The organism is Streptococcus sp. FSL R7-0248, from assembly GCF_037967965.1.
GTDB lineage: Bacteria > Bacillota > Bacilli > Lactobacillales > Streptococcaceae > Streptococcus.
This window is the reverse complement of the sequence record NZ_CP150201.1, coordinates 1613133-1635547: the sequence shown is the minus strand read 5'-3', so window position 1 is coordinate 1635547 and position 22415 is coordinate 1613133. Positions and strand designations below refer to the sequence as shown.

Genomic DNA, 22415 nt, shown 5'->3' with positions numbered 1-22415 from the left:
CCAAACTTAAAATATATTTCTTGACAGAAAAAGACGAGTCTTGTATACTTGAATAGAACGTGTAAAATGTTACATTATCTTGAGGAGGTGAATTCAATGTCAAAAACAGTAGTACGTAAAAACGAATCACTTGACGACGCTCTTCGTCGTTTCAAACGTTCTGTGACTAAAGCTGGTACTCTTCAAGAGGCTCGTAAACGTGAACATTACGAAAAACCTTCTGTAAAACGTAAACGTAAATCAGAGGCAGCTCGCAAACGTAAAAAATTCTAATTAAGAATGAAATTAACAGAAAAATCTTGAGTCTTCTCAAGTTTTTTTCTTTTTATCGAATAAATAAGTCAGTTAGTAGTCCTGAGATACAAAAAAATAAGACATCTGAGATTTCAGACGTCTTAAGTTTTATATGTTTTTAGTTGAACAAATAAAGATTATTTGTTTGCAAGAAGATCACGGATTTCAGCGAGCAATTCTTCTTGTGATGGACCTGCTGCTTCAGCAGCATCCTCAGCTTCTTTTTTGCTAAGAGCTGTTGCTTTGCTAGCAGCTTTAACAACGAAGAAGAGAGTAGTACCAACGATGATGAAGTTGATAACTGCGCTCAAGAAGCTACCGTATGCGATACCGTTCCATGACAATTTAGAAAGGTTCTCAACGTTAGCGGCCTTAACAACTGGGTTAAGGATAAGTGGTGTGATGATATCACCAACAAGTGAAGTGATAATAGCGTTGAAAGCAGCCCCCATAACAACGGCTACAGCGAGGTCAAGGACGTTACCCTTGAACAAAAAGTCTTTAAGTTCTTTAATCATTTTGACAATGAATCCTTTCTTTTATTTACTTCTAATAGTTTATCTGATTTCGTAAATTTTAACAAGAGATTTGCTCATGAAAAATCAATTTTATTTTACTTTCATTTTTCATCATGTTATAATTAGGGGTAATGCAATTATGGTAAGATAGGGGGCGATTAGATGGTAATTGATAAAGCTTTAATAGAAGATATTAAGAGTAGTACCAATATCGTCGACGTGATTGGTGAAGTTGTCAGTCTTAATCGTGCTGGCCGCAATTACCTGGGTCTCTGCCCCTTCCATAAGGAGAAAACCCCCTCATTTAATGTTATTGAGGATAGGCAGTTTTACCATTGCTTTGGTTGTGGCAAGTCTGGCGATGTCTTTAAATTTTTAGAGGAATACCGTCAGATTTCTTTCCAAGAAAGTGTCAAGGTTCTGGCAGACCGCTTAGGTATTGCAGTTACGATAGATGCACCAAGACAGGCTCAGCAGCAGAATTCTCCTAATCAAGCTTTCTATGATCTTCATGAGGATGCGCTGAAGTTTTATCACGCAGTCTTGATGACGACTAAGATAGGAGAAGCAGCGCGTGCCTACCTCTATGAACGTGGCATGACTGACGATTTACTTAAGACCTTCCAGATTGGTCTAGCCCCTGACGAACCAGATTACCTCTATCAGTCTGTATCAAAAAAATATGACGAAGAGGTACTGACAGAATCAGGTCTTTTTAATCTTTCTGAAAGTAATCGTCTTTTCGATACCTTTAAAAATCGAATCATGTTCCCGCTTAAAAATGAGTTTGGAAAGACCATCGGTTTTTCAGGGCGTGTTTGGACTAAGGAAGATATTGAAAAAGGACAAGCCAAGTACAAAAATACAAGGGCTACTCGTATTTTCAATAAGTCCTATGAACTCTACCACCTCAATCAGGCTAAGCCAGTGATACAGAAAACCCATGAGGTCTATCTGATGGAAGGGTTCATGGATGTTATTGCGGCCTATAGAGCTGGGCATGTTAATGCAGTGGCTTCTATGGGAACGGCTTTGACTCCTGAGCATGTCAATCGTCTTCGTAAGTTAACCAAGAAAATTGTTCTTACCTATGATGGTGATAAGGCTGGGCAAAATGCTATTGCCAAGTCTCTTGAGCTTTTATCGGATTTTCAAGTCGATATTGTTAAAATTCCAGATAATATGGACCCTGATGAATATCTCCAGAAAACATCTGAAGAGGCTTTGGGTAAACTCTTGGTCGAATCCCGCATTTCAGATGTGGAATTTTGGATAGGACAGCTTAAGCCTGCCAATGTAGACAATCTTCAAGCAGAGATTGCCTATGTCGAGCAGATTGCTAAGATTATTGCCAAGTCCCCTTCTGTGACGGCACAAAATTCCTACATTTCCAAGGTGGCTGACCTTTTGCCAGATTTTGATTTTTTCCAAGTCGAGCAAGCGGTCAATAACGAACGATTGACTATGAGGAACCAGCAGACGGCTCAATTATCGACTGCTAGTAATAGTGCTTATGAGTCTTCAGTGTCAGGATTCAGAGGGACGGTCAAACTACCTTCTACACCTAAGATTACAGGCCTTCGTCGAGCGGAAAACCAACTCTTCCATCGCATGTTAAATCATCCGATGATTTTGAATGACTATCGCATGAGAGAGGAGTTTTTCTTCCAAACACCTGAGTTAGAGGAGCTCTATCATATTCTGAAGCAAGATGGTCAAATCGATACGGTGGCCTTGTCTGTACTTTCTCAAGAGGTGCAAACAGCCTATTATCAGGTTTTAGAGGAGATTTTGCCACCTGAAACCAGTTTAGAGGAAGTCCAGGCTATTGAAGAGCGTAGAAATCATTTTCTGAGGGAACAGGACTTCCGTAGGCAAAGTAAACAAATAAGAGAATCAAGTAACCACGGTGATGTGGATGCAGCGGTAGAAGCGCTACAAATGCTCATCGCCCAAAAACGAGATATGGAGTAACACATGGCAAAGAAAAAACAAAATACAGCATTTAACGTTCAAGTCGCTGATTTCATCCGTAACCACAAAAAGGCTGGTACAGCAATTGATGATGAAGTCACAGAGAAACTAGTTATCCCATTTGTTCTTGATGCTGATGGGATTGATGACCTTTTGGAACGTTTGACAGACGGTGGTATCTCTATCACAGATAAGGACGGAAATCCTTCATCTAAATATGTTGTTGAAGCCCCAAAACCAGAAGAATTGACAGATGAGGAGCTTCTTGGTTCAAACTCAGCTAAGGTCAATGACCCTGTTCGTATGTACCTCAAAGAGATTGGGGTAGTCCCTCTCTTGAGTAACGAAGAGGAAAAAGAATTGGCTATCGCTGTTGAAAATGGTGACTTGGAAGCGAAACAACGTTTGGCAGAAGCCAACCTTCGTTTGGTAGTCTCAATCGCTAAACGTTATGTGGGACGTGGCATGCAGTTCTTGGACTTGATTCAAGAAGGTAACATGGGGCTTATGAAAGCCGTTGATAAATTTGACTACTCTAAAGGTTTCAAATTCTCAACTTATGCGACATGGTGGATTCGTCAAGCAATCACACGTGCCATCGCAGACCAAGCACGTACCATCCGTATCCCAGTTCACATGGTTGAAACTATCAATAAATTGGTCCGTGAACAACGTAACCTCTTGCAAGAGTTGGGACAAGACCCAACGCCTGAACAAATTGCAGAACGTATGGATATGACTCCAGATAAGGTTCGTGAAATCCTTAAGATTGCTCAAGAGCCAGTTTCTCTTGAAACACCTATCGGTGAAGAGGATGACAGCCATTTGGGTGACTTTATTGAAGATGAAGTTATCGAAAATCCAGTAGATTACACAACTCGTGTGGTTCTTCGTGAACAATTGGATGAAGTGCTTGATACCCTTACAGACCGTGAAGAGAATGTTCTTCGTCTCCGTTTTGGTCTTGACGATGGGAAGATGCGTACTTTGGAAGATGTTGGTAAAGTCTTCAACGTTACGCGTGAACGTATTCGTCAGATTGAAGCTAAAGCCCTTCGTAAATTGCGCCACCCAAGTCGTAGTAAACAACTTAAAGACTTTATTGAAGACTAAGATAGTAAATGGAAGGGGCCTGATTATTAGGCCCTGATTTTGGAGGAAAAGCTATGTCTGAAGTGAAATACACTGAAGAAGAAATTGAAAAAATCAAAGACCGTATCTTGGAAGCCTTAGAAATGGTCATTGACCCAGAGTTGGGGATTGATATTGTCAACCTAGGCCTTATTTACGATATCCGTTTCCAACAAGACGGCTATACTGAAATCGACATGACCTTGACGACTATGGGCTGTCCTTTGGCAGATCTTTTGACAGACCAAATTTATGACGCTATGAAAGAAGTGCCTGAGGTCACTAAGACTGAGGTCAAGTTGGTCTGGACACCAGCATGGACTATCGAAAAAATGAGCCGTTATGCCCGTATCGCCCTAGGTATTCGTTAGGAGAAGGCTTATGAAAACACTGGCTATCGTTGTTCCTTGTTATAACGAGGAAGAGACCATCCATCCTTTTTTAGAGGCTTGTCAGGCAGTTGAACGACAAATGACCAATCAGTTGACTTTCAACTATTATTTTGTCAATGACGGTTCAAAAGATCGCACCTTAGAGGTTTTGAGACAGGTTTCAAAACAATTTGAAAATGTTCACTATCTCTCTTTCTCTCGTAATTTCGGGAAGGAAGCAGGTTTACTTGCAGGCCTTGAAGCAGCTGAAGGTGACTACGTCACAGTGATGGACGCCGATCTTCAGGATCCACCTGAACTTCTTATCGAGATGTATGCCAAAATCCAAGAAGGTTACGACGTTGTCGGGACACGACGTGCTGACCGCAAGGGTGAGCCACCTATTCGTTCACTCTTTGCTAGGGCCTTTTATTGGTTGATTAATAAAGTTTCTGACACAGAAATGGTAGACGGGGCGCGTGATTTCCGTTTGATGACGCGTCAGGTTGTTGACGCTATCCTTGAGCTCAAGGAAGTTAATCGCTTTTCAAAAGGGCTCTTTTCTTGGGTCGGCTTTGATGTGGCCTACGTCTCTTATGAAAATCGTGAACGTGTGGCAGGAGAAACCTCATGGTCTTTCTGGAGCCTATTGAACTATTCACTTGATGGCTTTATCAACTTCTCCGAAGTACCGTTGAAGCTTGCCACATGGGCAGGAACTTTCTCATTCTTAGTTTCCCTGGTTGGAATTGCCTTTGTCGTTATCCGAAAACTAACTATAGGTGGGAGTGTTGCAGGCTGGGCAAGCCTTGTCTCAATCATCCTCTTTATCGGAGGAATCCAACTCTTAGCCTTGGGGATCATCGGTCACTACATTTCCAAGATTTTTTTAGAAACCAAGAAGCGACCAGTTTATATTGTTAAAGAAAAAGGGTGAAGATAACCAGCTATTTATACAAATAAATTTGTTGTATAGAATTATAAATGAAAGCAGATTTTTTCTGCTTTTTTTGATAAAATTAAAGTGCTATTAATGAAAATTACAAGGAGAAAAATATGATTCTAGTAACAGGTGCAAATGGCCAACTCGGAACCGAGCTTCGTCACCTTCTTGACGAGCGTAACGAAGAGTATGTAGCAGTAGATGTGGCAGAAATGGACATCACAGATGCTGAAAAAGTAGATGAAGTGTTTGCGGAAGTAAAACCAACCTTGGTCTATCACTGTGCTGCCTACACAGCTGTTGATGCTGCTGAAGATGAAGGCAAAGAGCTTGACTATGCAATTAATGTGACAGGTACTGAAAATGTCGCTAAGGCTGCGGAAAAACATGGTGCAACGCTTGTTTATATTTCAACGGACTACGTTTTTGATGGTGAAAAACCAGTAGGTCAAGAGTGGGAAGTTGATGACAAACCAGACCCACAGACAGAGTACGGCCGTACAAAACGTATGGGTGAAGAACTAGTCGAAAAACATGTGTCAAACTACTATATTATCCGTACTGCGTGGGTATTCGGTAACTATGGTAAGAACTTTGTTTTCACTATGAAAAACCTTGCTAAGACTCACAAGACACTCACAGTTGTTAATGACCAACATGGTCGTCCAACTTGGACACGTACTTTGGCAGAATTTATGACTTATTTGGCTGAAAACCGTAAGGAATATGGTTACTATCACTTGTCAAATGATGCAGCAGAAGATACAACTTGGTATGACTTTGCGGTTGAAATCCTTAAAGATACTGATGTTGAAGTGAAACCTGTTGATTCAAGCCAATTCCCAGCTAAAGCTAAACGCCCACTTAACTCAACAATGAGTTTGGCTAAGGCTAAGGCAACAGGGTTTGTCATCCCAACATGGCAAGATGCTTTGAGAGAGTTTTACAAACAGGAAGTGAAATAAAAACACAGCAGTCCTCTGTGGCTGCTTTTCTGTTTGCATTAGGCAAAAGCCTTGTAAAATGGTATAATTGACTAGATTATAGACTTGTTAGAAAGGGGATTTATGCAACACGTATTCATTATCGGAAGTCGCGGACTTCCAGCAAAATACGGTGGTTTTGAGACATTTGTAGATCAATTAGTCTCCAACCAAGTTTCATCCCAAATTAAATACCATGTTGCCTGCCTTTCTGATAAAAAGGCCTATGAGCATTTCGAATATAAAGGTGTAGATTGTTTCACGATTAAGGCACCTAAATTAGGACCTGCTCGCGTTATTGCCTATGATATGATGGCTATTAATTACGCTTTGAAGATTATCCGTGAGGAAAATATAAAAGAACCAATTTTCTATGTTTTGGGAAATACTATAGGTGCCTTTGTGGCTCCCTTTGCTGGTAAGATTCATAGAATTGGTGGTAAATTCTACATTAATCCAGATGGTTTGGAGTGGAAGCGAGCTAAGTGGCCCAAACCAGTACAAGCTTATCTAAAGTATTCTGAGAAAGTAATGACAAGAAATGCTGACTTGGTTATCTCGGATAATCCAGGAATTGAAACTTATATTCAAGATGCCTATCCGTGGTCTAAGACAACTTATATTGCTTATGGAACAGATTTATCACCAACAACACTAACAGATCAGGATGCTAAAGTTAGAGATACTTACAAGACATGGAATACTTACGAGAAAAACTATTATTTGATTCTTGGACGTTTTGTTCCAGAAAATAATTATGAAACGGCTATTCGTGAGTTTATGAGTTCCTCAACAAAACGTGATTTAATTATTATTTGTAATTATGAGGGCAATGCTTATTTTGAGGAATTGCGTTCCAAAACACAGTTTGATACGGATCCACGTGTGAAGTTTGTTGGAACAGTTTATGATCAAGACCTATTAAAATATATTCGCAAAGAAGCTTTTGCCTATATTCATGGTCACGAAGTTGGAGGAACCAACCCTGGCTTACTGGAAGCTATGGCACAAACTGATTTGAATTTAGTATTAGGTGTCTCATTTAACCGGTCAGTAGCTCAAGATACAGCTCGTTATTGGGAAAAAGATGAAGGCAATCTGTCGCATTTGATTGATCAAGTAGATGACGTTTTAGATTACTCTGAACTAGGTAGGTTAGCTAAGGAGAACATGAAACAGAACTTTACTTGGAAAAAAATTGTAGGTAAGTACGAGGAGCTATTTTTATCATGAAAGTAAATATCTTACTGTCAACCTACAATGGTGAGCAGTATTTAGCGGAACAAGTTAAGAGTATCCAAGAGCAAACCTATCAGGAGTGGGAACTTCTCATACGTGACGATGGTTCATCTGATGGAACAGTCGAACTTATTAAACAACTGGCTACACGAGATTCACGTATTCACTTTATTAATGAGAATCATATCGAGAATGTTGGTGTGATCAAAAGTTTCCATGCCCTACTTAAGCATGAGGAGGCAGACCTTTACTGTTTCAGTGACCAGGATGATTTTTGGCTTCCTGAAAAAATCTCACTTCAAGTGGCAGAAGCCAAAAAGTATTCTCAGGATAAACCTCTACTCATTTATACTGATTTAAAGGTAGTGGATGAAAATCTATCTGTCCTTCATGATAGTATGATCCGTACTCAGTCTGACCATGCCAATACTGAGCTGATTCAAGAGTTGACTGAAAATACAGTTACTGGTGGCGTTGCTATGATTAACCATGCTTTAGCGGAACTATGGACTGGTGAGGAAAAGCATGATTTACTGATGCATGACTGGTATCTAGGTTTGCTAGCTTCTGCCTTTGGTAACTTAGTCTATATTGATGAGCCAACTGAGCTCTATCGTCAACATAGTAGTAATGTCCTTGGAGCTCGAACTTTGCGAAAGCGGATGAAAAATTGGGTTAGACCCCATATCCTTTTTGCCAAATATTGGAGTCTTATCAAAGCTAGCCAAGATCAAGCTAGAAATTTGCTGGAACTCCCGTTAAGTTCACAGAATAAGGAAATCATTGAAAACTTTGTAACAATTATGGATGCTCCATTTAGAGAACGTTTAGCACGTATTCGAAAATACGGTTATCGAAAAAATAGAGCATTTCACACAATTGTGTTTACGACATTGATTCTTACAAAGTTTGCATATAGAGGAGAGAAAGATGTTAGACTTTTTTAGTCAGAAAAATCGTATTTTGTTACGAGAAATGGTTAAAACCGATTTCAAATTGCGCTATCAAGGTAGTTTAATCGGTCATTTGTGGTCTATTTTGAAACCACTTATGCTCTTTACAATTATGTACCTAGTGTTTGTTCGCTTCTTGCGTTTTGATGACGGGACACCGCATTATGCTATCGGTCTCTTAATCGGTATGGTTACATGGAGTTTCTTTTCAGAAGCGACAAGTATGGGGATGATGTCAATTGTATCAAGGGGAGACTTGTTACGAAAATTGAATTTTTCAAAAGAAATTATTGTTATTTCTTCAGTTGTTGGAGCTTCAATTAACTATGTGATTAACCTCTTGGTTGTCTTCGTTTTTGCCTTGGTAAATGGTGTTAATTTTTCAGTAGGATGGCTAACTGTTATTCCATTGTTCCTAGAACTCTTCCTTTTTTCAGCTGGTATAGCCTTTGTCTTAGCAACACTCTTTGTTAAGTACCGTGATATCGGTCCGATTTGGGAAGTAGTGATGCAAGCTGGTATGTATGCGACACCTATTATCTATTCGTTGACATTTATTTTGCAACGTGGACAAGTTAAGATTGCAAAACTGATGATGTTGAACCCTTTAGCACAAATTATTCAGGACTTGCGACACTTTATTGTCTTCTCGGGTAGCTTACGTGGTTGGGATTTAATTGGTCATAAAGCTATTGCTATTATTCCATATTTCCTACCACTTGTTATCTTTGCTATTGGTTACTACATTTTCCATCATCAAGCTAAAAAATTCGCGGAGATTCTCTAATGACAGAAAAGAAAATTGCAGTTAAAGTGGACCATGTAAGTAAGTTTTTCAAATTACCGGTTGAGTCTACTCAAAGTCTTAGAACTGCCTTAGTAAATAGATTTAAAGGAATCAAAGGCTATAAAGAACAACATGTTTTGAAGGATATTGACTTCGAAGTCGAGGAAGGTGATTTCTTTGGGATCGTGGGACGAAATGGTTCAGGAAAATCGACATTATTGAAGATTATTTCTCAAATTTATGTTCCTGAACAAGGGACGGTTACAGTAAATGGTAAAATGGTTTCATTTATTGAACTTGGTGTCGGATTTAATCCTGAATTGACTGGACGTGAGAATGTTTATATGAACGGAGCCATGCTTGGTTTTACGACAGAAGAAGTGGACGCCATGTATGATGAGATTGTTGAGTTCGCAGAACTTGAAGATTTCATGAACCAAAAACTCAAGAACTACTCGTCTGGTATGCAGGTCCGTTTGGCTTTCTCTGTGGCTATCAAGGCACAGGGGGATGTTCTTATCCTTGATGAGGTTCTTGCAGTAGGTGATGAGGCTTTCCAACGTAAGTGTAATGACTACTTTATGGAACGTAAGAAATCAGGGAAAACAACAATTCTTGTAACCCATGATATGGGGGCTGTTAAGAAGTACTGTAACAAGGCTATTTTAATTGAGGATGGATACATTAAAGCCAAAGGCGAGCCTAGAGACGTTGCCAATCAATATAGCTTTGACAATACAGAACAAGTAATCACTTCAGATCAACCGGGAATTGAAAGAAGTGGTTCAGTTGTTGAAAATTTGAAGTTATCACTATTGTCTTCTAAAAGAGCTACACCCAATGAAGCAATTTCATTTGATTTGACGTATACCTTGCTAGAAGATGTGCCTACTTATATTGCTATCTCATTTACAGATATTGATCGTAATATTTGGATTTATAATGATAATACGATGGACAACTTAACAAGTGGCAAGGGTGATGTTAAAGTAAACTATCAGTGTTCACTAGCAGGGCTAAATGATATTAAGTTAAAACTCGAAATTACTGTGAGGGATGCGAATAACCAAGTTCTAGCCTTTCTTCCGGCTGATGAGATTCCAGTTATTGTTCTAAATAGGGATGATATTGATGAAGATGACGAGTCAGCCAAAGATTCTGCAACTGGTATTATTCAAAGAAATGGGAAGTGGAGTTTTTCTTAAGAGAAAAAGGAAAGTTTGAATGAAAGTATCGATTATTTGTACCAATTATAATAAGGGGGATTGGGTACGAGAAGCTATGGATAGCTTTCTCAATCAGAAAACAAATTTTGATTTCGAGATTATTATCATTGATGACGCTTCAACAGATCATTCGTATGAGCTTATTCAAGAGTATCAAAATAAGTTTCCTGAAAAAGTTAGAACTTTTCGTAATGAAGTGAATCTTGGCATTACTAGAACTTGGAAAAAAGTTTGCCAAGAAGCTAAGGGACAGTACATCGCAAGATGTGATAGTGATGATTTTTGGACGGACCCATTAAAACTTCAAAAGCAAGTTGATTTGCTAGATGCTTCAACAGATTCACTATGGTCAAATACCGAATTTGACATGGTAGACCTAGACGGAAATCTTATCCAAAAAGATGCCTTTGCGAGTAAGGCACTTCCTTTAATTGATTCTTACGAAGAGATGCTTGTCATGAAAGGAATGACAATGGCTTCAACCTGGTTGGTTGATACCACTCTTATGCAAGATGTATCTGCTCAAATTAGCGATACAGCCGCAGACGATACATTTGAGTTGCAACTTGAATTATTCAAACGCACTAAAATTTCTTTTTTGAGTGATTCCACTACTGTATATCGTATGAATTTGGGATCTGATTCAAAACCTATGACATTGGAGACTGCTGAAAGGCGGTTCACAGGTATCTTAGATTCTCAAATTAAATATCTCAACAAATATCCAGATCAGGATATTCAAAGAATTTCACACTTAGCGCTTGTTAAGGATCGTGATTTGGATATCTTAGTTTTTAAAAAAGATCGTCAGATAGAAGACTTGAATTTGAAATTAAATCAAGTATCACAGATTTCTCATGACCAAAACGAGTATATTGAAGTTTTGAAAAAAGAGAAAGAAGAGTTACGTTCTAATTTGACTAGTGAGTTGAATCGTATACAAAGTCTATATGATGACTTACAAATCCAATATAACAGTGTTGTTGCTTCGAGAAGATGGACAATACCAACTAAAATTATTAATTTCTTTAGGAGAAGTAAATGAAACGTCTATTGCTTTATGTTCATTTCAATAAATATGATCATATTAGTCGACATGTATTTTATCAACTTGAACATATGAGACCCTTGTTTGATAAATTGGTTTTTATTTCAAATAGTCGTCTTAGTGAAAGTGAAGTACAGAAACTTCGTGATAAATACTTGATTGATGATTTTATCCAACGTGAGAATAAAGGTTACGATTTTGCTGCTTGGCATGATGGTATGGAATTTGTTGGATTTGATAACTTGAAACAGTATGATTCTGTCACTGTTATGAATGATACCTGTTTTGGTCCTCTATGGGATATGGCACCAATCTATGATAAATATGAATCAAATTCAAATATAGATTTTTGGGGTATGACTAATCATCAAGGAATCAAGGCTGGTGATATTTATATTCATGAACATTTGCAATCTTACTTTATTTCATTTAAAAAACGTTTAGTTGAATCTAGTGTTTTCCAAAAGTTCTGGAAATCAGTTGAGAGTTTCGATGATGTTCAAAAGGTAATCGATAATTATGAAACTCTTTATACCAAGAAGTTTATGGATGCTGGATTTAAGTATGAATCGATTCTTAATACGATTCCACTAAATGATCAGTTTTTCCATAGTAATTTTACAATTCATTATCCTCATGTTTTGCTTGATGCAGGGGTTCCGTTTATTAAGGTTAAGACATTTGATTTAACCCAGCATCTTGCTCCTTATTTGCTTAAGGAAATCGAGAATAGAACAGACTATCCGGTAGAATTCATTTTGTCTCACATGTCAGATATGAGTTTACCGACTCCACCCTACTTGCTTGACCGCAAGGTTATTAAGGAAAGCTCAAAGCCATATTCAGACAATAAAAAGATTGCTGTACATCTTCATACCTACTATGTTGACTTACTTGAAGACTTTTTAAAGCAATTTGAGAATTTTCACTTTACTTATGATCTCTTCCTAACAACGGATTCAGAAGAGAAGAAGGAAGAGATTCAGTCTATCCTTGATAAGAATGGAAAAGTAGCTCGAATCTTTATTACTGGGAATCGTGGACGTGATGTTATTCCAATGCTTAAGTTGAAAGATGAACTTTCTGCTTATGATTATATTGGACATTTCCATACGAAAAAATCACCAGAATACCCTTATTGGGTTGGAGATTCATGGCGAAATGAACTTTTCTCAATGTTAATTCAACCTGCTGATAATATTATTGCAAATCTAGAACGTGATGATAGGTTAGGGCTTGTAATTGCTGATATTCCAACTTTCTTCCGTTATACTAAAATTGTGGATCCTTGGAATGAGAATCGTTTTGCCGAAGGAATGAATGATTTATGGGAGCGTATGAATCTTGGTCGAGAAATTGACTTTGATAAGATGAATACTTTTATCATGAGTTATGGAACATTTATTTGGTTCAAGTATGATGCTTTAAAACCATTGTTTGACCTTGACTTACAAGATGAAGAGATTCCAGCAGAACCAATTCCTCAACATACCATTTTGCATTCAATTGAACGTATTCTAGTTTACCTTGCTTGGGCAAGACGTTATGATTATGCCATTGCAAAAAACGATATCTATATTACGCCTTTTGTAGATAATGTTGTGTTAAATATCCGACCAGATACTTTACCAAATACCTATATTAATTTTGATAATATCGGTGGTATAAAAGGTGCTCTCAAATATATTATTGTAGGTCCAGGGACCGCTGTGAAGTACATTTTGAGAAGAATAAAGAGAAAATTTAAATCTAATAATATGAAGGAGAAATTATGACAGAAAAAATTGCGGTGCTTTTACCAGCTTACAATGAAGAAGTGACTATCCAAAAGGTTATTGCAGATTTTCAGAAGGTACTTCCAAATGCGGATATTTATGTTTATGATAATAACTCTAAAGATAAAACTAATGAATTAGCAAGAGAAGCAGGGGCGATTGTCCGTTTTGAACCTAGACAGGGTAAGGGAAATGTAGTTCGATCTATGTTCCGTGAAATTGATGCTGATTACTATATTATGGTTGATGCTGATGACACTTATCCCGCAGATGAGGTAGAAAAACTTTTAGAGCCGTTACGTTCAGGTATGGCTGATATGACCATTGGTGATAGATTATCAAATGGTACTTATGCTGAAGAAAATAAACGAGGTTTTCATGGTTTCGGTAATAATTTAGTTAGACTTCTAGTGAATAAATTATATAAGGGTAATTATCAAGATATTATGACTGGTTACCGGGGCTTTAATCGACTTTTTGTTAAGACCTTTCCAGTTCTTTCCCCTGGCTTTGAAATTGAGACAGAGCTTTCTATTCACTCATTAGATAAACGTTTTAAATTGGTCGAGGTTCCGATTACCTATCAAGATAGACCAGAAGGCAGTGAATCTAAGTTAAATACTTTCTCAGATGGTTTTAAAGTTCTTAAAATGATTTTTAACCTTTTTAAAGATTATAAACCTCTTTTGTTCTTTAGCTTAGTTAGTCTTGTATTATTTATTTTAGGTCTATGTGTAGGAATTCCTGTAGTAACTGAATTTGCTAAAACAGGATTAATTGCTAAGATGCCATCAGCAATTCTAGCAACGGGGTTGATGATTCTTGCCGCTTTATCTTTTATTGCAGGGTTTATTCTAGATACACTAGTAAGACAAAATAGAATGCAGTATGAGTTGAAAATCTACGACTTTTATAAGGATTGATAGAATCTATTATGGAAACGATAAAAGATAATTTTTTTAGTAGAAAAGGTTATAGTAATGTTGTACTCACGATCATTCTGATGGTTACTCTACTTACGGGATTAGTGTCTATTACTTTGAGGAGCCCTATGGTGGGATTAGATGAAATGGGGCATTACGCAAGGAGTATTGAACTTTCAAATGGTAATTTACTTAGTTTACAGGATGGAAATCCTGCACTTGCTGGAGGAAAAATTTCAAATACACAATATGAATTTATAGAAAAAGCTAAGCAAGTTCAATCGGGTAATTCTACTAAGTATAAAGCGACGGATAAAGATTGGTATCATAAATTTTCTTCAATTCCTTTTACTAATCAGAAAAGGTTTTATGTGAATACAAATACTGTTCCCTATACACCTTTTTCTTACTTACCATATGTTTTTACAGCTTATTTGTCGAAAATTATTGGAATAAAGCCTGTTACAGAATATTTGTTAATGAGACTTATTGGTTTCTTAACCTATTTTCTTTTGTTTATATTAGCTATCAAAATTACACCAGTTGGGAAGTTTACTTTAGCATTTATTTCTACTATTCCGACTGTAATAGTTAGTTGGACTAATATTTCTGCCGATGGTTATATGGTTGCAATCTCAGCTTTATTCTTTGCTGTAATATTGAGAGTGGTTTATTCCTTAAAGCAAGGAAAAAACATTACTTTAAATGATGTACTAGCTGTCTCGATTGTAACGATATTATTATCAATGGGAAAAATTCCAATATTCTTATATTTATTTTTGCTATTACCGCTTGCGTTCTTACTTAAAAAAAGATCAAATTTTGAACATAAGGCATACTTTTATTTATTGCTTCTTTTTGGTCTTAGTTTTTTGGTAACTATATGGTGGGTACTGATTGTTAAGAACATTAATACAGGTGCTTATTTTGGTAGAAATGTAGATACGTTCAAGCAGTTGAGTTTTATCTTATCAGATATTCCAAGTTTTTTAACCTTACTTGTTCGTACATTATTGGGCTATAATTTTTTTGTATATACTATTGGGTATACGAATGATTTAGCTGTACATGCAATTCCAAAGTTGTTTACCTACTTGAGTGCTACAGCACTGGTATTATCAGTATTTGCTAAATACAATAGTCAAAACTATCTGAAAGCACCAAGAAATATTTATTTTAAGTTATTTGAGATTTCAAAATATTTAATTTCTTTTGCTTTTATTGTTTCGGTATTTATCATACTTTACTTACAGTTCTCAGAAATTGGTAGTCATACCATTGATGGAGTTCAAGAACGATATTTTATCCCAATTTACTTCATTTTATTAAGCATAATTCCTAAACGAAAAATATCATCTGGATTATACCTGACTATAATTTCGTTATTGGCAATTTTACCAGCGATTTCTTACTGGTTAATTCTTTTTAATCAACTCTAGAAATGGAAAATAATTTTATGAAAAAAGCTCGTAGTTTGGGGATATCTTTTATCAAGTGGCGTTACGTAATCGCTCTATTTGCTCTTATTTGTTCAGTAAGTCTGAATCTTAATGGTAGTTCAATTGCTAATTGGAATAACTTTGGTGTTAGAGAAACCGTGTCAGGTGTTCAGTCTGAAACAAAGACAGTTGACGATTATCAAGGCTTTCAAAAATTAAAGTTATGGGTTCCATCACTGTATCGTACGGATGATACTATCATAGGTAGTCCTAGACCAATCAGATCTGATGAATGGTTAGTCCAAACACCTTTTTACTTATCTCAGGTAAAAACAGGAAATCATTTTACAAATAAATCCTATCAAGTTACAGGTCAGAATATGATGCTTGCTTATAATGTTTCATCCTGGCATATTTCAACGATAGGGAAACCATTTAACTGGGGATTTCTTTTCTTAGGAGCCTCTAGAGGGTTATCTTGGTATTGGAGTTTTAAAATTATAGCAATGCTACTATTAGCTTATGAATTTGCTATGATTTTAACCTCTAGGCGTAAGCTATTATCAGCTGTATCAAGTTTTTGGATAACTTTCACACCAACAGTACAATGGTGGTTCATGCAACATCTTGGCGATGTGGTATTCTTTTCATTATTGATAATGGTGTCTATATATCATTATTTTAACTCTGAAAAGAAAGTGTTCAAAATATTAATGGCAATAAATTTGATAATTGCTCTTATTGGGTTCCCATTAATTATATATCCAGCATTCCAAGTCCCATTTGCTTATATTATTCTATTATTTACAGTAATACAGTTTTTCAAGGCATTAAGAAATAAAAAGGTTACACTATTTGATGTGATTGTGATTACATTAACTTTATTTGTTTCGCTTACGATAGATGCATTGACCATTTATCAGAGTTGGGATGCAATATCAGCAACTCTTCATACTGTATATCCGGGAAAAAGAATTTCTGTTGGTGGGGAATATACTTGGAAAAATTTAAGTGATTTCTTATTTAATATCGTTCTGCCATTTAAGGCTCCTCAAGTAAGTAACCAAGTTGAACTATCAAGTTCATTTAATTTCTTACTTTACATACTCCTAATCTTGCCTTTTGTTATTAAAAGGAAAGATATCAATAAAAACATCTTTGGGATTGTCTTAGTAGTTTATTCACTAATGCTGATGCTTTATAGTATAGTTGGTATACCAACCGTACTATCTAAATTAACATTGTTTAGCTATGTACCATTTTCTAGGTCGTGGCAATCGATGTCAGTAATTGCAGTTTTTGCTTCGATATGGTTTATATCTTTTATATGGGATAAATTAGAGAGAGTAAAGTTAACTAAAATTTTACCATCTTTATTCATTGTCACGATACTCTACTTATACAGAGGACTAACAGATGATATCTATAAGAATTATTTAGGAAGGTTTACATCCGTTATTTTAATTGTGATTATGTTAATTGCTTTTATTTGTATTCTTTATAGAAAAAAACGTGTATTCTATCCTATTATGTTAGTCATTATAACTGTGAGTGGATTGACTGTTAATCCACTCACACATGGCATAGGTGCTATTGAAAATAAATTACTATCTCATGAAGTTGAAAGCATTGTAGGAAAAAATCCTAATGCGATTTGGATGTCTGATTCTACAAATCTCTATCACTTTGTTCAAATGTTTGGTGCTAAAAGTATAGATGGTGTTAGATTTTATCCCGATAGACAACTTATGTCTAAAATTGATAAGCAAAATCAATATGAAGATGTATGGAATAGATATGCACACTTAAAATATTCATTAACGAACGAGAACACATCTATGACTACACCAGTTCCCGATAATGTAAATATTAACTTAAATATAAATGAGTTAAAAGACTTAAATATAAAATATATTTTGACAACTAGAGACTTAAATAAAGAATTTGGTTCGTCATTTACAGAGATTTATCAGGATAATGATAATAATAGAATCTTTGAATATTTGAATTAACTTCCCCCTCCCACTTACGAATAGGTAAGTAGGAGGTTTTTTTCTTATGTATAGTATTGTAGCTGAGGAGTCGGGGCTTTTGCCTCGTGAGCGACTCTTACAGAAGGGAGCAGAGGTTTTGTCGGACCAGGAGCTGTTGGCGATAGTGCTGCGAACTGGGACTAGGTCTGAGTCGGTCCTATCTATGGCTAACCGTATTTTAAAAGGGATGACGAGTTTGGCGGATTTGTCTCGTTTGTCCTTGAATGAGCTTCAGGAGATTCCTGGTATTGGGCGTGTGAAGTCTATTGAGCTCAAGGCTATGGTGGAGTTGGCTAAGCGGATTGAGAAGGCTGAGTTGTCTCGTTCTGAGCAGATTATGTCCAGTCAGCAGGTGGCTCGTCGTATGATGTTGGATATTGGGGACAAGCCTCAGGAGCATCTGGTGGCTATCTATTTGGATACGCAGAACCGTATTATTCAGCAAAAGACGGTCTTTATTGGTGGGGTCCGTCGTTCGATTGCTGAGCCACGTGAGATTTTACATTATGCCTGTCATCTGATGGCAACTTCCTTGATTGTGGTTCACAATCATCCTTCGGGGGAAGCCTATCCTAGTCGTAATGATATTGATTTTACTCAAAAGATTAAGCGGTCCTGTGACGACTTAGGGATTTGTTTGCTTGATCATCTGATTGTTGGAAAATCAACCTATTATTCCTTTCGCGAGGAGAGGGAAGATTTTGATCTTTAGGTTGAACCAATGTGATAAAGACAAGAGAAAAGCAACTGAGTGCAGTCTCAGTTGCTTTTAAAGTTCGTTAACGACGTATTCAAAGAGTTTGAGGTCTTCTTCACGTTTGTCTAGGAGAAGCTCTGGGTGCCACTGTACACCAAGAAAGCGAAGGTCTGGACTATTTGACTCAACAGCTTCGACTGTGTTGTCCTCAGGATCACGCGCAATGACACGAAGGTCAGAGGCCAAGTGTTTGATACTTTGATGGTGGAAGGAGTTGATAGAGGTTCCACGTCCGTAGATTTCTGCTAACTTACTGTTCTCATCAACAATCATCTCATGGTAGAGGTAATCAGAAGGCTTGTCCTGCCAGTGATTTTCAATATCTTGATGGAGGCTACCACCTAGTGCGACGTTCATGAGTTGGGTACCGCGACAGATTGAAAAGATGGGTTTCTTCTGCTTAGTGGCTTCCTCGATGAGTGCCATTTCAAAGATATCCCGTTCGAGAAAGAAGTCATCTTCACTGGCATGGTTCTCTTCGTTGTAGAATTTAGGGTCAACGTTTTGCCCACCGATCAGGATAAGCTTATCAATCATGGAGATGTAGGTCTTGGCTTCCGAAGGATCGGATACTGGTAGTAGGATTGCTAGGCCACCGGCTCTTTGAACTCCTTCTACAAAGCCAGATGGGGCATAGGACCATTTGATGTCTTCATGGGCTGGATTAGGCCTTACATTGGCAGTGATTCCGATAATTGGTTTAGTCATTGTTTCTCCTTGATTTTTCTTCTTCTTTCATGAAATAGAGTAGGGTTTGTAGTTCGCTAGTCAGGTCTACGTATTGGACCACCACGTGGCGTGGAAGATTGAGGTTGACCGGAGAGAAGCAGAGAATGCCTTCAATTCCAGCGTCAACCAAAAGATCAGCCACCTCCTGGGCCTTGACTGACGGCACTGTCAGGATGGCTGTTTTAATATCTTCTTGGGCAACCTTGTCCTTGATTTGGGAAATCCCATAGATAGGAATATTGTCCTCAGTTTGAGTTCCAACCAGTTCGTTATCGTCTGTATCAAAAGCCATGACTAGCTGCATGCGATTACGCTCTTGAAAACGGTAGTGGAGGAGGGCACGCCCGACATTCCCAACACCTACAAGGAGTACCTTGGTAGTCGCATTGTCATTAAGGAGTTCAGCGAAAAATGTCATCAGTTTGTTCACGTCATAACCAAAGCCACGACGACCTAGCTCACCAAAGTAGGAGAAGTCTCGACGAACAGTGGCAGGGTCAATCCCAATAGCTTCAGCAATTTGTTTAGAGCTTGCTTTGTCGATATTTTCACGATGGAATCGCTTGAAAATACGATAGTAGAGAGAGAGACGTTTGGCAGTGGCGTTTGGGATGTTTTTCTCAAATGTCATTGATCGCTTTCCTTTCTTCAATTAGTATGATTCTCTTATATTTTAAGAAAAGTTTGTGAAGATTGCAACAAAATAGTGTAGATGAGGCGATATAAAAAACCTATCACATGGATAGGCTATTTATATGTAGTAAGAAAAAATTTAGACTTCTTCTTGCTCGAAAACGTTACGATCAACCAAACTCTGCATCAAGAAGTAGAATTTTTCTTGCAAGATGTGGTGATCTTCATTTTTAAAGATATTAACGTTACGAAGGCCAGATTTGTCTGTGATAGACAATTTGAAGCCTGTCAAGTCTTTGTTAATAGTGATTTTGAGTGGGAAACCTTCGCCTGAGTTAGGCACTTTTTCGAGAAGGCGGTGCAACTCGTAGTTTCCGATTTTATTTTGCACAAAAGTCGTATCACGTAGAGTGAATTTTTTGACATTAGGACTGATGGTGTAACGGTACTTACAGTCAGTCAAATGAATGCTTTTTTCAAATGCCATGTTAGTCTCCTATGATTTGATTAAGTTTTTCTGCTAGGGCCTGGAGTTCTTCAGCGGTATTTTCCTCTGATAAACTAATGCGAATGGCTGTTTTTAGCTTGTCAGAATCCTTGCCATAGAGGGCCTGGATGACATGACTTGGATCAACAGTTCCAGCAGTACAAGCAGAACCTGTTGAGACAGCAAAGCCTGCTAGGTCTAACAAGGTTAAGAGAGGGCCGTTTTCCTTATCAGGAAAACTGATGTTGATGACGTGAGGTAGGCTAGGTCCTCCACCATTGATTTCATAAGGAATGGTAAGGGAATCTAGAAAGGCCTGACGAATCTTTTCAACATGTTGGTAATTGTCTTGGTAGTGGTCACTAGCATGCTTGTAAGCAGCGGTCATACCTGCAATCCCGACCAGATTTTCAGTACTGGCACGGCGTTTTTCTTCTTGCTCACCACCGTGGAGTAGGTTGTCAAAATGCAAATCGTTATGATAGAGCAAGCCGACACCTTTAGGTCCGTGGAATTTATGGGCACTAATAGAGAGAAAATCGGCTCCAAGTTCCTCTGGGTGAATAGGAAGCTTTCCTGCTACCTGAACGGCATCGACGTGGAAGGTAGCTTGGTGATTGGCAAGCAAGTCACCAATTTCCTTAACAGGAAGCAATTGGCCAGTCTCATTATTGGCATACATAACAGAAACCAGAATGGTATCGTCACGTAAGGCATCAGCGATTTGTTGGGCAGTAATGACTTGATTTTCTGGTTGAATATAGGTTACTTCAAAACCAAAACGCTCTTCCAAGTAGGCCATGGTATGAAGGACAGAGTGGTGTTCAATAGCAGTTGTAATCAGGTGCTTACCTTTAGATTGATTGGCTAGGGCGTAACCTTTGATAGCTGTATTGTTTCCTTCAGTCCCACCAGAAGTGAAAATAAGCTTACGAGCAGGGACTCCAAAGTGTTTGGCCATTTCTTCACGGGCTTCACGAAGTTCCTTAGAAGCCTGTCGACCGTAAGCATGGAGGCTGGATGGATTTCCAAAGGTTTCAGTCATGATATGTGTCATAGCTGAAATAGCAGCAGTATTTAAAGGAGTTGTTGCTGCGTTGTCCAAATAAACCATAGCTTAGTCCTCGTTTGCAGTGTAAGCAAAGAGTGGGCTAAGTGGTTGACGTTCGAAAATACGAGTAGTAGCGTTAGCGATTAGCTTACTTGCTGAAATGTATTTAACGTTTGTAGGAACTTTTTCTTTAGTTGCAACTGAATCTGTCACCAAGATTTCTTTAATTGGGGCAGCGTTGAGGACTTCAGCAGCACCTCCTGCAAAGAGACCGTGACTAGCTACTGCATAGATGTCTTTAACGCCACCACGCTCAAGGATTTTAGCAGCTTCAGCAAACGTTTTACCAGTGTTAAGGATATCATCAACCAAGATTGCTGTTTTTCCTTCAACCTCACCGATGATGTAGCCTTCTTCACGTTCTGAATCATCTTGGGCGTAGTCAATGATAGCGATTGGTGCATCAAGGTAGTCCGCCAAGCTACGAGCACGTTTAACACCCGAGTTTTTAGGGCTAACAACGACAACATCACTTCCTGTGAATCCTTTTTTGTTGTAGTATTCAGCAAATAAAGGCATTGTGAAGAGGTTATCTACTGGGATATCGAAGAATCCTTGAACTTGGACAGCGTGAAGGTCAAGCGTCAAGAGACGATTGACACCAGCTTTAACTAGCATATTGGCAATCAATTTAGCAGTGATTGGTTCACGTGACGCAGCGATACGGTCTTGACGTGCATAACCAAAGTAAGGCATAACAACGTTGACAGAGTTAGCACTGGCACGTTTGCAGGCATCAATCATGATGAGCAATTCCCAAAGGTGGTCGTTAACAGGGTTGCTAGTAGATTGGATGATATAGATATCGTCCCCACGAACAGACTCTTCAATGTTGATCATGATTTCACCGTCAGAAAATTGACGTGAAGATACTTTACCAAGTGGCAATCCAGTAGCCTCAGCAATTTTTTCAGCAATTTCTGGGTTTGAGCTGAGCGAGAACAATTTCAATTGTGGGTTTGCTTTTTGATGTACCATGACGATGGTGACTCCTTTAAAAAAATAAGATGCTAAGCCCAGTTAGGGCTATTGTAATAAAACTAAAGATAGTTCTATTTTAG

The 22415-nt window shown here is 37.9% G+C and carries 22 protein-coding genes; 16 read left to right on the top strand and 6 right to left on the bottom strand.

Annotated features, from left to right (window positions below; translation table 11 throughout):
* The first annotated feature begins 96 nt into the window (after positions 1-96).
* The gene (rpsU, locus tag NYE32_RS07325) at positions 97-273 is read left to right on the top strand and encodes a 30S ribosomal protein S21 (protein ID WP_002884573.1); all 177 of its coding nucleotides are present in this window, start codon (positions 97-99) and stop codon (positions 271-273) included.
* 158 nt (positions 274-431) lie between these two features.
* Here rpsU and mscL read toward each other — a convergent pair whose 3' ends face one another.
* Entirely contained in the window at positions 432-812 is a 381-nt protein-coding gene (gene mscL / locus NYE32_RS07320; RefSeq protein ID WP_002884705.1) for a large conductance mechanosensitive channel protein MscL, read from the bottom strand.
* Between the two features lie 162 nt (positions 813-974).
* Here mscL and dnaG point away from each other — a divergent pair, with 162 nt between their 5' ends.
* The 15 genes from dnaG (at position 975) to radC (ending at position 18349) form a co-directional block, all read left to right on the top strand.
* Positions 975-2786, top strand: coding sequence for a DNA primase (gene dnaG, locus NYE32_RS07315; RefSeq protein WP_339156964.1), 1812 nt, complete (start codon positions 975-977; stop codon positions 2784-2786).
* A 3-nt stretch (positions 2787-2789) separates the two neighbouring features.
* Positions 2790-3899: an RNA polymerase sigma factor RpoD gene (gene rpoD, locus NYE32_RS07310; protein WP_002884252.1), complete on the top strand. Its 1110-nt coding sequence runs from the start codon at positions 2790-2792 to the stop codon at positions 3897-3899.
* Positions 3900-3952: 53 nt separating this feature from the next.
* Complete coding sequence (locus NYE32_RS07305) at positions 3953-4288, top strand: metal-sulfur cluster assembly factor (protein ID WP_002891474.1); 336 nt, start codon at positions 3953-3955, stop codon at positions 4286-4288.
* Between the two features lie 10 nt (positions 4289-4298).
* The gene (locus NYE32_RS07300; protein WP_064521024.1) at positions 4299-5225 is read left to right on the top strand and encodes a glycosyltransferase family 2 protein; all 927 of its coding nucleotides are present in this window, start codon (positions 4299-4301) and stop codon (positions 5223-5225) included.
* 119 nt (positions 5226-5344) lie between these two features.
* On the top strand, positions 5345-6196 hold the full coding sequence (rfbD, locus tag NYE32_RS07295) for a dTDP-4-dehydrorhamnose reductase (RefSeq protein WP_339156963.1): 852 nt from the start codon (positions 5345-5347) through the stop codon (positions 6194-6196).
* Positions 6197-6298: 102 nt separating this feature from the next.
* Positions 6299-7447, top strand: coding sequence for a glycosyltransferase family 1 protein (locus NYE32_RS07290; RefSeq protein WP_339156962.1), 1149 nt, complete (start codon positions 6299-6301; stop codon positions 7445-7447).
* Positions 7444-8400 carry a glycosyltransferase family 2 protein gene (locus NYE32_RS07285; RefSeq protein ID WP_014634841.1) on the top strand — a complete coding sequence of 319 codons (957 nt, stop codon included), beginning with the start codon at positions 7444-7446 and terminating at the stop codon, positions 8398-8400. Before NYE32_RS07290 ends, NYE32_RS07285 begins: the two co-directional genes overlap by 4 nt.
* Complete coding sequence (locus NYE32_RS07280; RefSeq protein ID WP_037598308.1) at positions 8384-9193, top strand: ABC transporter permease; 810 nt, start codon at positions 8384-8386, stop codon at positions 9191-9193. The genes NYE32_RS07285 and NYE32_RS07280 overlap by 17 nt, the downstream gene beginning before the upstream one ends.
* Complete coding sequence (locus NYE32_RS07275; protein ID WP_070476746.1) at positions 9193-10398, top strand: ABC transporter ATP-binding protein; 1206 nt, start codon at positions 9193-9195, stop codon at positions 10396-10398. Before NYE32_RS07280 ends, NYE32_RS07275 begins: the two co-directional genes overlap by 1 nt.
* Before the next feature lie 19 nt (positions 10399-10417).
* Positions 10418-11464 (top strand): glycosyltransferase, encoded by a 1047-nt coding sequence (locus tag NYE32_RS07270; RefSeq protein ID WP_339156961.1) that lies wholly within the window; start codon positions 10418-10420, stop codon positions 11462-11464.
* Positions 11461-13242, top strand: coding sequence for a rhamnan synthesis F family protein (locus NYE32_RS07265; RefSeq protein ID WP_339156960.1), 1782 nt, complete (start codon positions 11461-11463; stop codon positions 13240-13242). The genes NYE32_RS07270 and NYE32_RS07265 overlap by 4 nt, the downstream gene beginning before the upstream one ends.
* Entirely contained in the window at positions 13239-14165 is a 927-nt protein-coding gene (locus NYE32_RS07260; RefSeq protein WP_014634836.1) for a glycosyltransferase, read from the top strand. The genes NYE32_RS07265 and NYE32_RS07260 overlap by 4 nt, the downstream gene beginning before the upstream one ends.
* 11 nt (positions 14166-14176) lie before the next feature.
* The gene (locus NYE32_RS07255; RefSeq protein ID WP_339156959.1) at positions 14177-15604 is read left to right on the top strand and encodes a DUF2142 domain-containing protein; all 1428 of its coding nucleotides are present in this window, start codon (positions 14177-14179) and stop codon (positions 15602-15604) included.
* Positions 15605-15621: 17 nt separating this feature from the next.
* A complete protein-coding gene (locus NYE32_RS07250) occupies positions 15622-17616 on the top strand; it encodes a hypothetical protein (RefSeq protein WP_339156958.1) in 1995 nt (664 codons plus the stop codon).
* 46 nt (positions 17617-17662) lie between these two features.
* Positions 17663-18349 (top strand): DNA repair protein RadC, encoded by a 687-nt coding sequence (gene radC / locus NYE32_RS07245; protein WP_060972656.1) that lies wholly within the window; start codon positions 17663-17665, stop codon positions 18347-18349.
* A 57-nt stretch (positions 18350-18406) separates the two neighbouring features.
* Here the strand turns inward: radC and NYE32_RS07240 are convergent, their stop codons facing one another.
* The 5 genes from NYE32_RS07240 to NYE32_RS07220 form a co-directional block, all read right to left on the bottom strand.
* On the bottom strand, positions 18407-19102 hold the full coding sequence (locus NYE32_RS07240) for a gamma-glutamyl-gamma-aminobutyrate hydrolase family protein (protein ID WP_339156957.1): 696 nt from the start codon (positions 19100-19102) through the stop codon (positions 18407-18409).
* On the bottom strand, positions 19095-19754 hold the full coding sequence (locus NYE32_RS07235) for a redox-sensing transcriptional repressor Rex (RefSeq protein ID WP_339156956.1): 660 nt from the start codon (positions 19752-19754) through the stop codon (positions 19095-19097). Before NYE32_RS07235 ends, NYE32_RS07240 begins: the two co-directional genes overlap by 8 nt.
* Before the next feature lie 141 nt (positions 19755-19895).
* The gene (locus NYE32_RS07230) at positions 19896-20243 is read right to left on the bottom strand and encodes a DUF1831 domain-containing protein (protein WP_002884733.1); all 348 of its coding nucleotides are present in this window, start codon (positions 20241-20243) and stop codon (positions 19896-19898) included.
* Between the two features lies 1 nt (position 20244).
* Positions 20245-21357, bottom strand: coding sequence for a cysteine desulfurase family protein (locus NYE32_RS07225; protein ID WP_339156955.1), 1113 nt, complete (start codon positions 21355-21357; stop codon positions 20245-20247).
* A gap of 3 nt (positions 21358-21360) precedes the next feature.
* Complete coding sequence (locus NYE32_RS07220) at positions 21361-22332, bottom strand: ribose-phosphate diphosphokinase (protein WP_002886837.1); 972 nt, start codon at positions 22330-22332, stop codon at positions 21361-21363.
* Between the last annotated feature and the right edge of the window lie 83 nt (positions 22333-22415).

What these genes read in the sequence shown, in the direction of transcription:
- NYE32_RS07250 (WP_339156958.1), top strand. Translation starts at nt 15,622, where the DNA reads ATGAAAAAAGCTCGTAGTTTGGGGATATCTTTTATCAAGTGGCGTTAC.
- NYE32_RS07275 (WP_070476746.1), top strand. Translation starts at nt 9,193, where the DNA reads ATGACAGAAAAGAAAATTGCAGTTAAAGTGGACCATGTAAGTAAGTTT.
- NYE32_RS07290 (WP_339156962.1), top strand. Translation starts at nt 6,299, where the DNA reads ATGCAACACGTATTCATTATCGGAAGTCGCGGACTTCCAGCAAAATAC.
- NYE32_RS07260 (WP_014634836.1), top strand. Translation starts at nt 13,239, where the DNA reads ATGACAGAAAAAATTGCGGTGCTTTTACCAGCTTACAATGAAGAAGTG.
- NYE32_RS07255 (WP_339156959.1), top strand. Translation starts at nt 14,177, where the DNA reads ATGGAAACGATAAAAGATAATTTTTTTAGTAGAAAAGGTTATAGTAAT.
- NYE32_RS07220 (WP_002886837.1), bottom strand. Translation starts at nt 22,332, where the DNA reads ATGGTACATCAAAAAGCAAACCCACAATTGAAATTGTTCTCGCTCAGC.
- NYE32_RS07240 (WP_339156957.1), bottom strand. Translation starts at nt 19,102, where the DNA reads ATGACTAAACCAATTATCGGAATCACTGCCAATGTAAGGCCTAATCCA.
- NYE32_RS07270 (WP_339156961.1), top strand. Translation starts at nt 10,418, where the DNA reads ATGAAAGTATCGATTATTTGTACCAATTATAATAAGGGGGATTGGGTA.
- NYE32_RS07265 (WP_339156960.1), top strand. Translation starts at nt 11,461, where the DNA reads ATGAAACGTCTATTGCTTTATGTTCATTTCAATAAATATGATCATATT.
- NYE32_RS07300 (WP_064521024.1), top strand. Translation starts at nt 4,299, where the DNA reads ATGAAAACACTGGCTATCGTTGTTCCTTGTTATAACGAGGAAGAGACC.
- NYE32_RS07225 (WP_339156955.1), bottom strand. Translation starts at nt 21,357, where the DNA reads ATGGTTTATTTGGACAACGCAGCAACAACTCCTTTAAATACTGCTGCT.
- NYE32_RS07285 (WP_014634841.1), top strand. Translation starts at nt 7,444, where the DNA reads ATGAAAGTAAATATCTTACTGTCAACCTACAATGGTGAGCAGTATTTA.
- radC (WP_060972656.1), top strand. Translation starts at nt 17,663, where the DNA reads ATGTATAGTATTGTAGCTGAGGAGTCGGGGCTTTTGCCTCGTGAGCGA.
- NYE32_RS07280 (WP_037598308.1), top strand. Translation starts at nt 8,384, where the DNA reads ATGTTAGACTTTTTTAGTCAGAAAAATCGTATTTTGTTACGAGAAATG.
- NYE32_RS07305 (WP_002891474.1), top strand. Translation starts at nt 3,953, where the DNA reads ATGTCTGAAGTGAAATACACTGAAGAAGAAATTGAAAAAATCAAAGAC.
- rpoD (WP_002884252.1), top strand. Translation starts at nt 2,790, where the DNA reads ATGGCAAAGAAAAAACAAAATACAGCATTTAACGTTCAAGTCGCTGAT.
- NYE32_RS07235 (WP_339156956.1), bottom strand. Translation starts at nt 19,754, where the DNA reads ATGACATTTGAGAAAAACATCCCAAACGCCACTGCCAAACGTCTCTCT.
- NYE32_RS07230 (WP_002884733.1), bottom strand. Translation starts at nt 20,243, where the DNA reads ATGGCATTTGAAAAAAGCATTCATTTGACTGACTGTAAGTACCGTTAC.
- mscL (WP_002884705.1), bottom strand. Translation starts at nt 812, where the DNA reads ATGATTAAAGAACTTAAAGACTTTTTGTTCAAGGGTAACGTCCTTGAC.
- rpsU (WP_002884573.1), top strand. Translation starts at nt 97, where the DNA reads ATGTCAAAAACAGTAGTACGTAAAAACGAATCACTTGACGACGCTCTT.
- dnaG (WP_339156964.1), top strand. Translation starts at nt 975, where the DNA reads ATGGTAATTGATAAAGCTTTAATAGAAGATATTAAGAGTAGTACCAAT.
- rfbD (WP_339156963.1), top strand. Translation starts at nt 5,345, where the DNA reads ATGATTCTAGTAACAGGTGCAAATGGCCAACTCGGAACCGAGCTTCGT.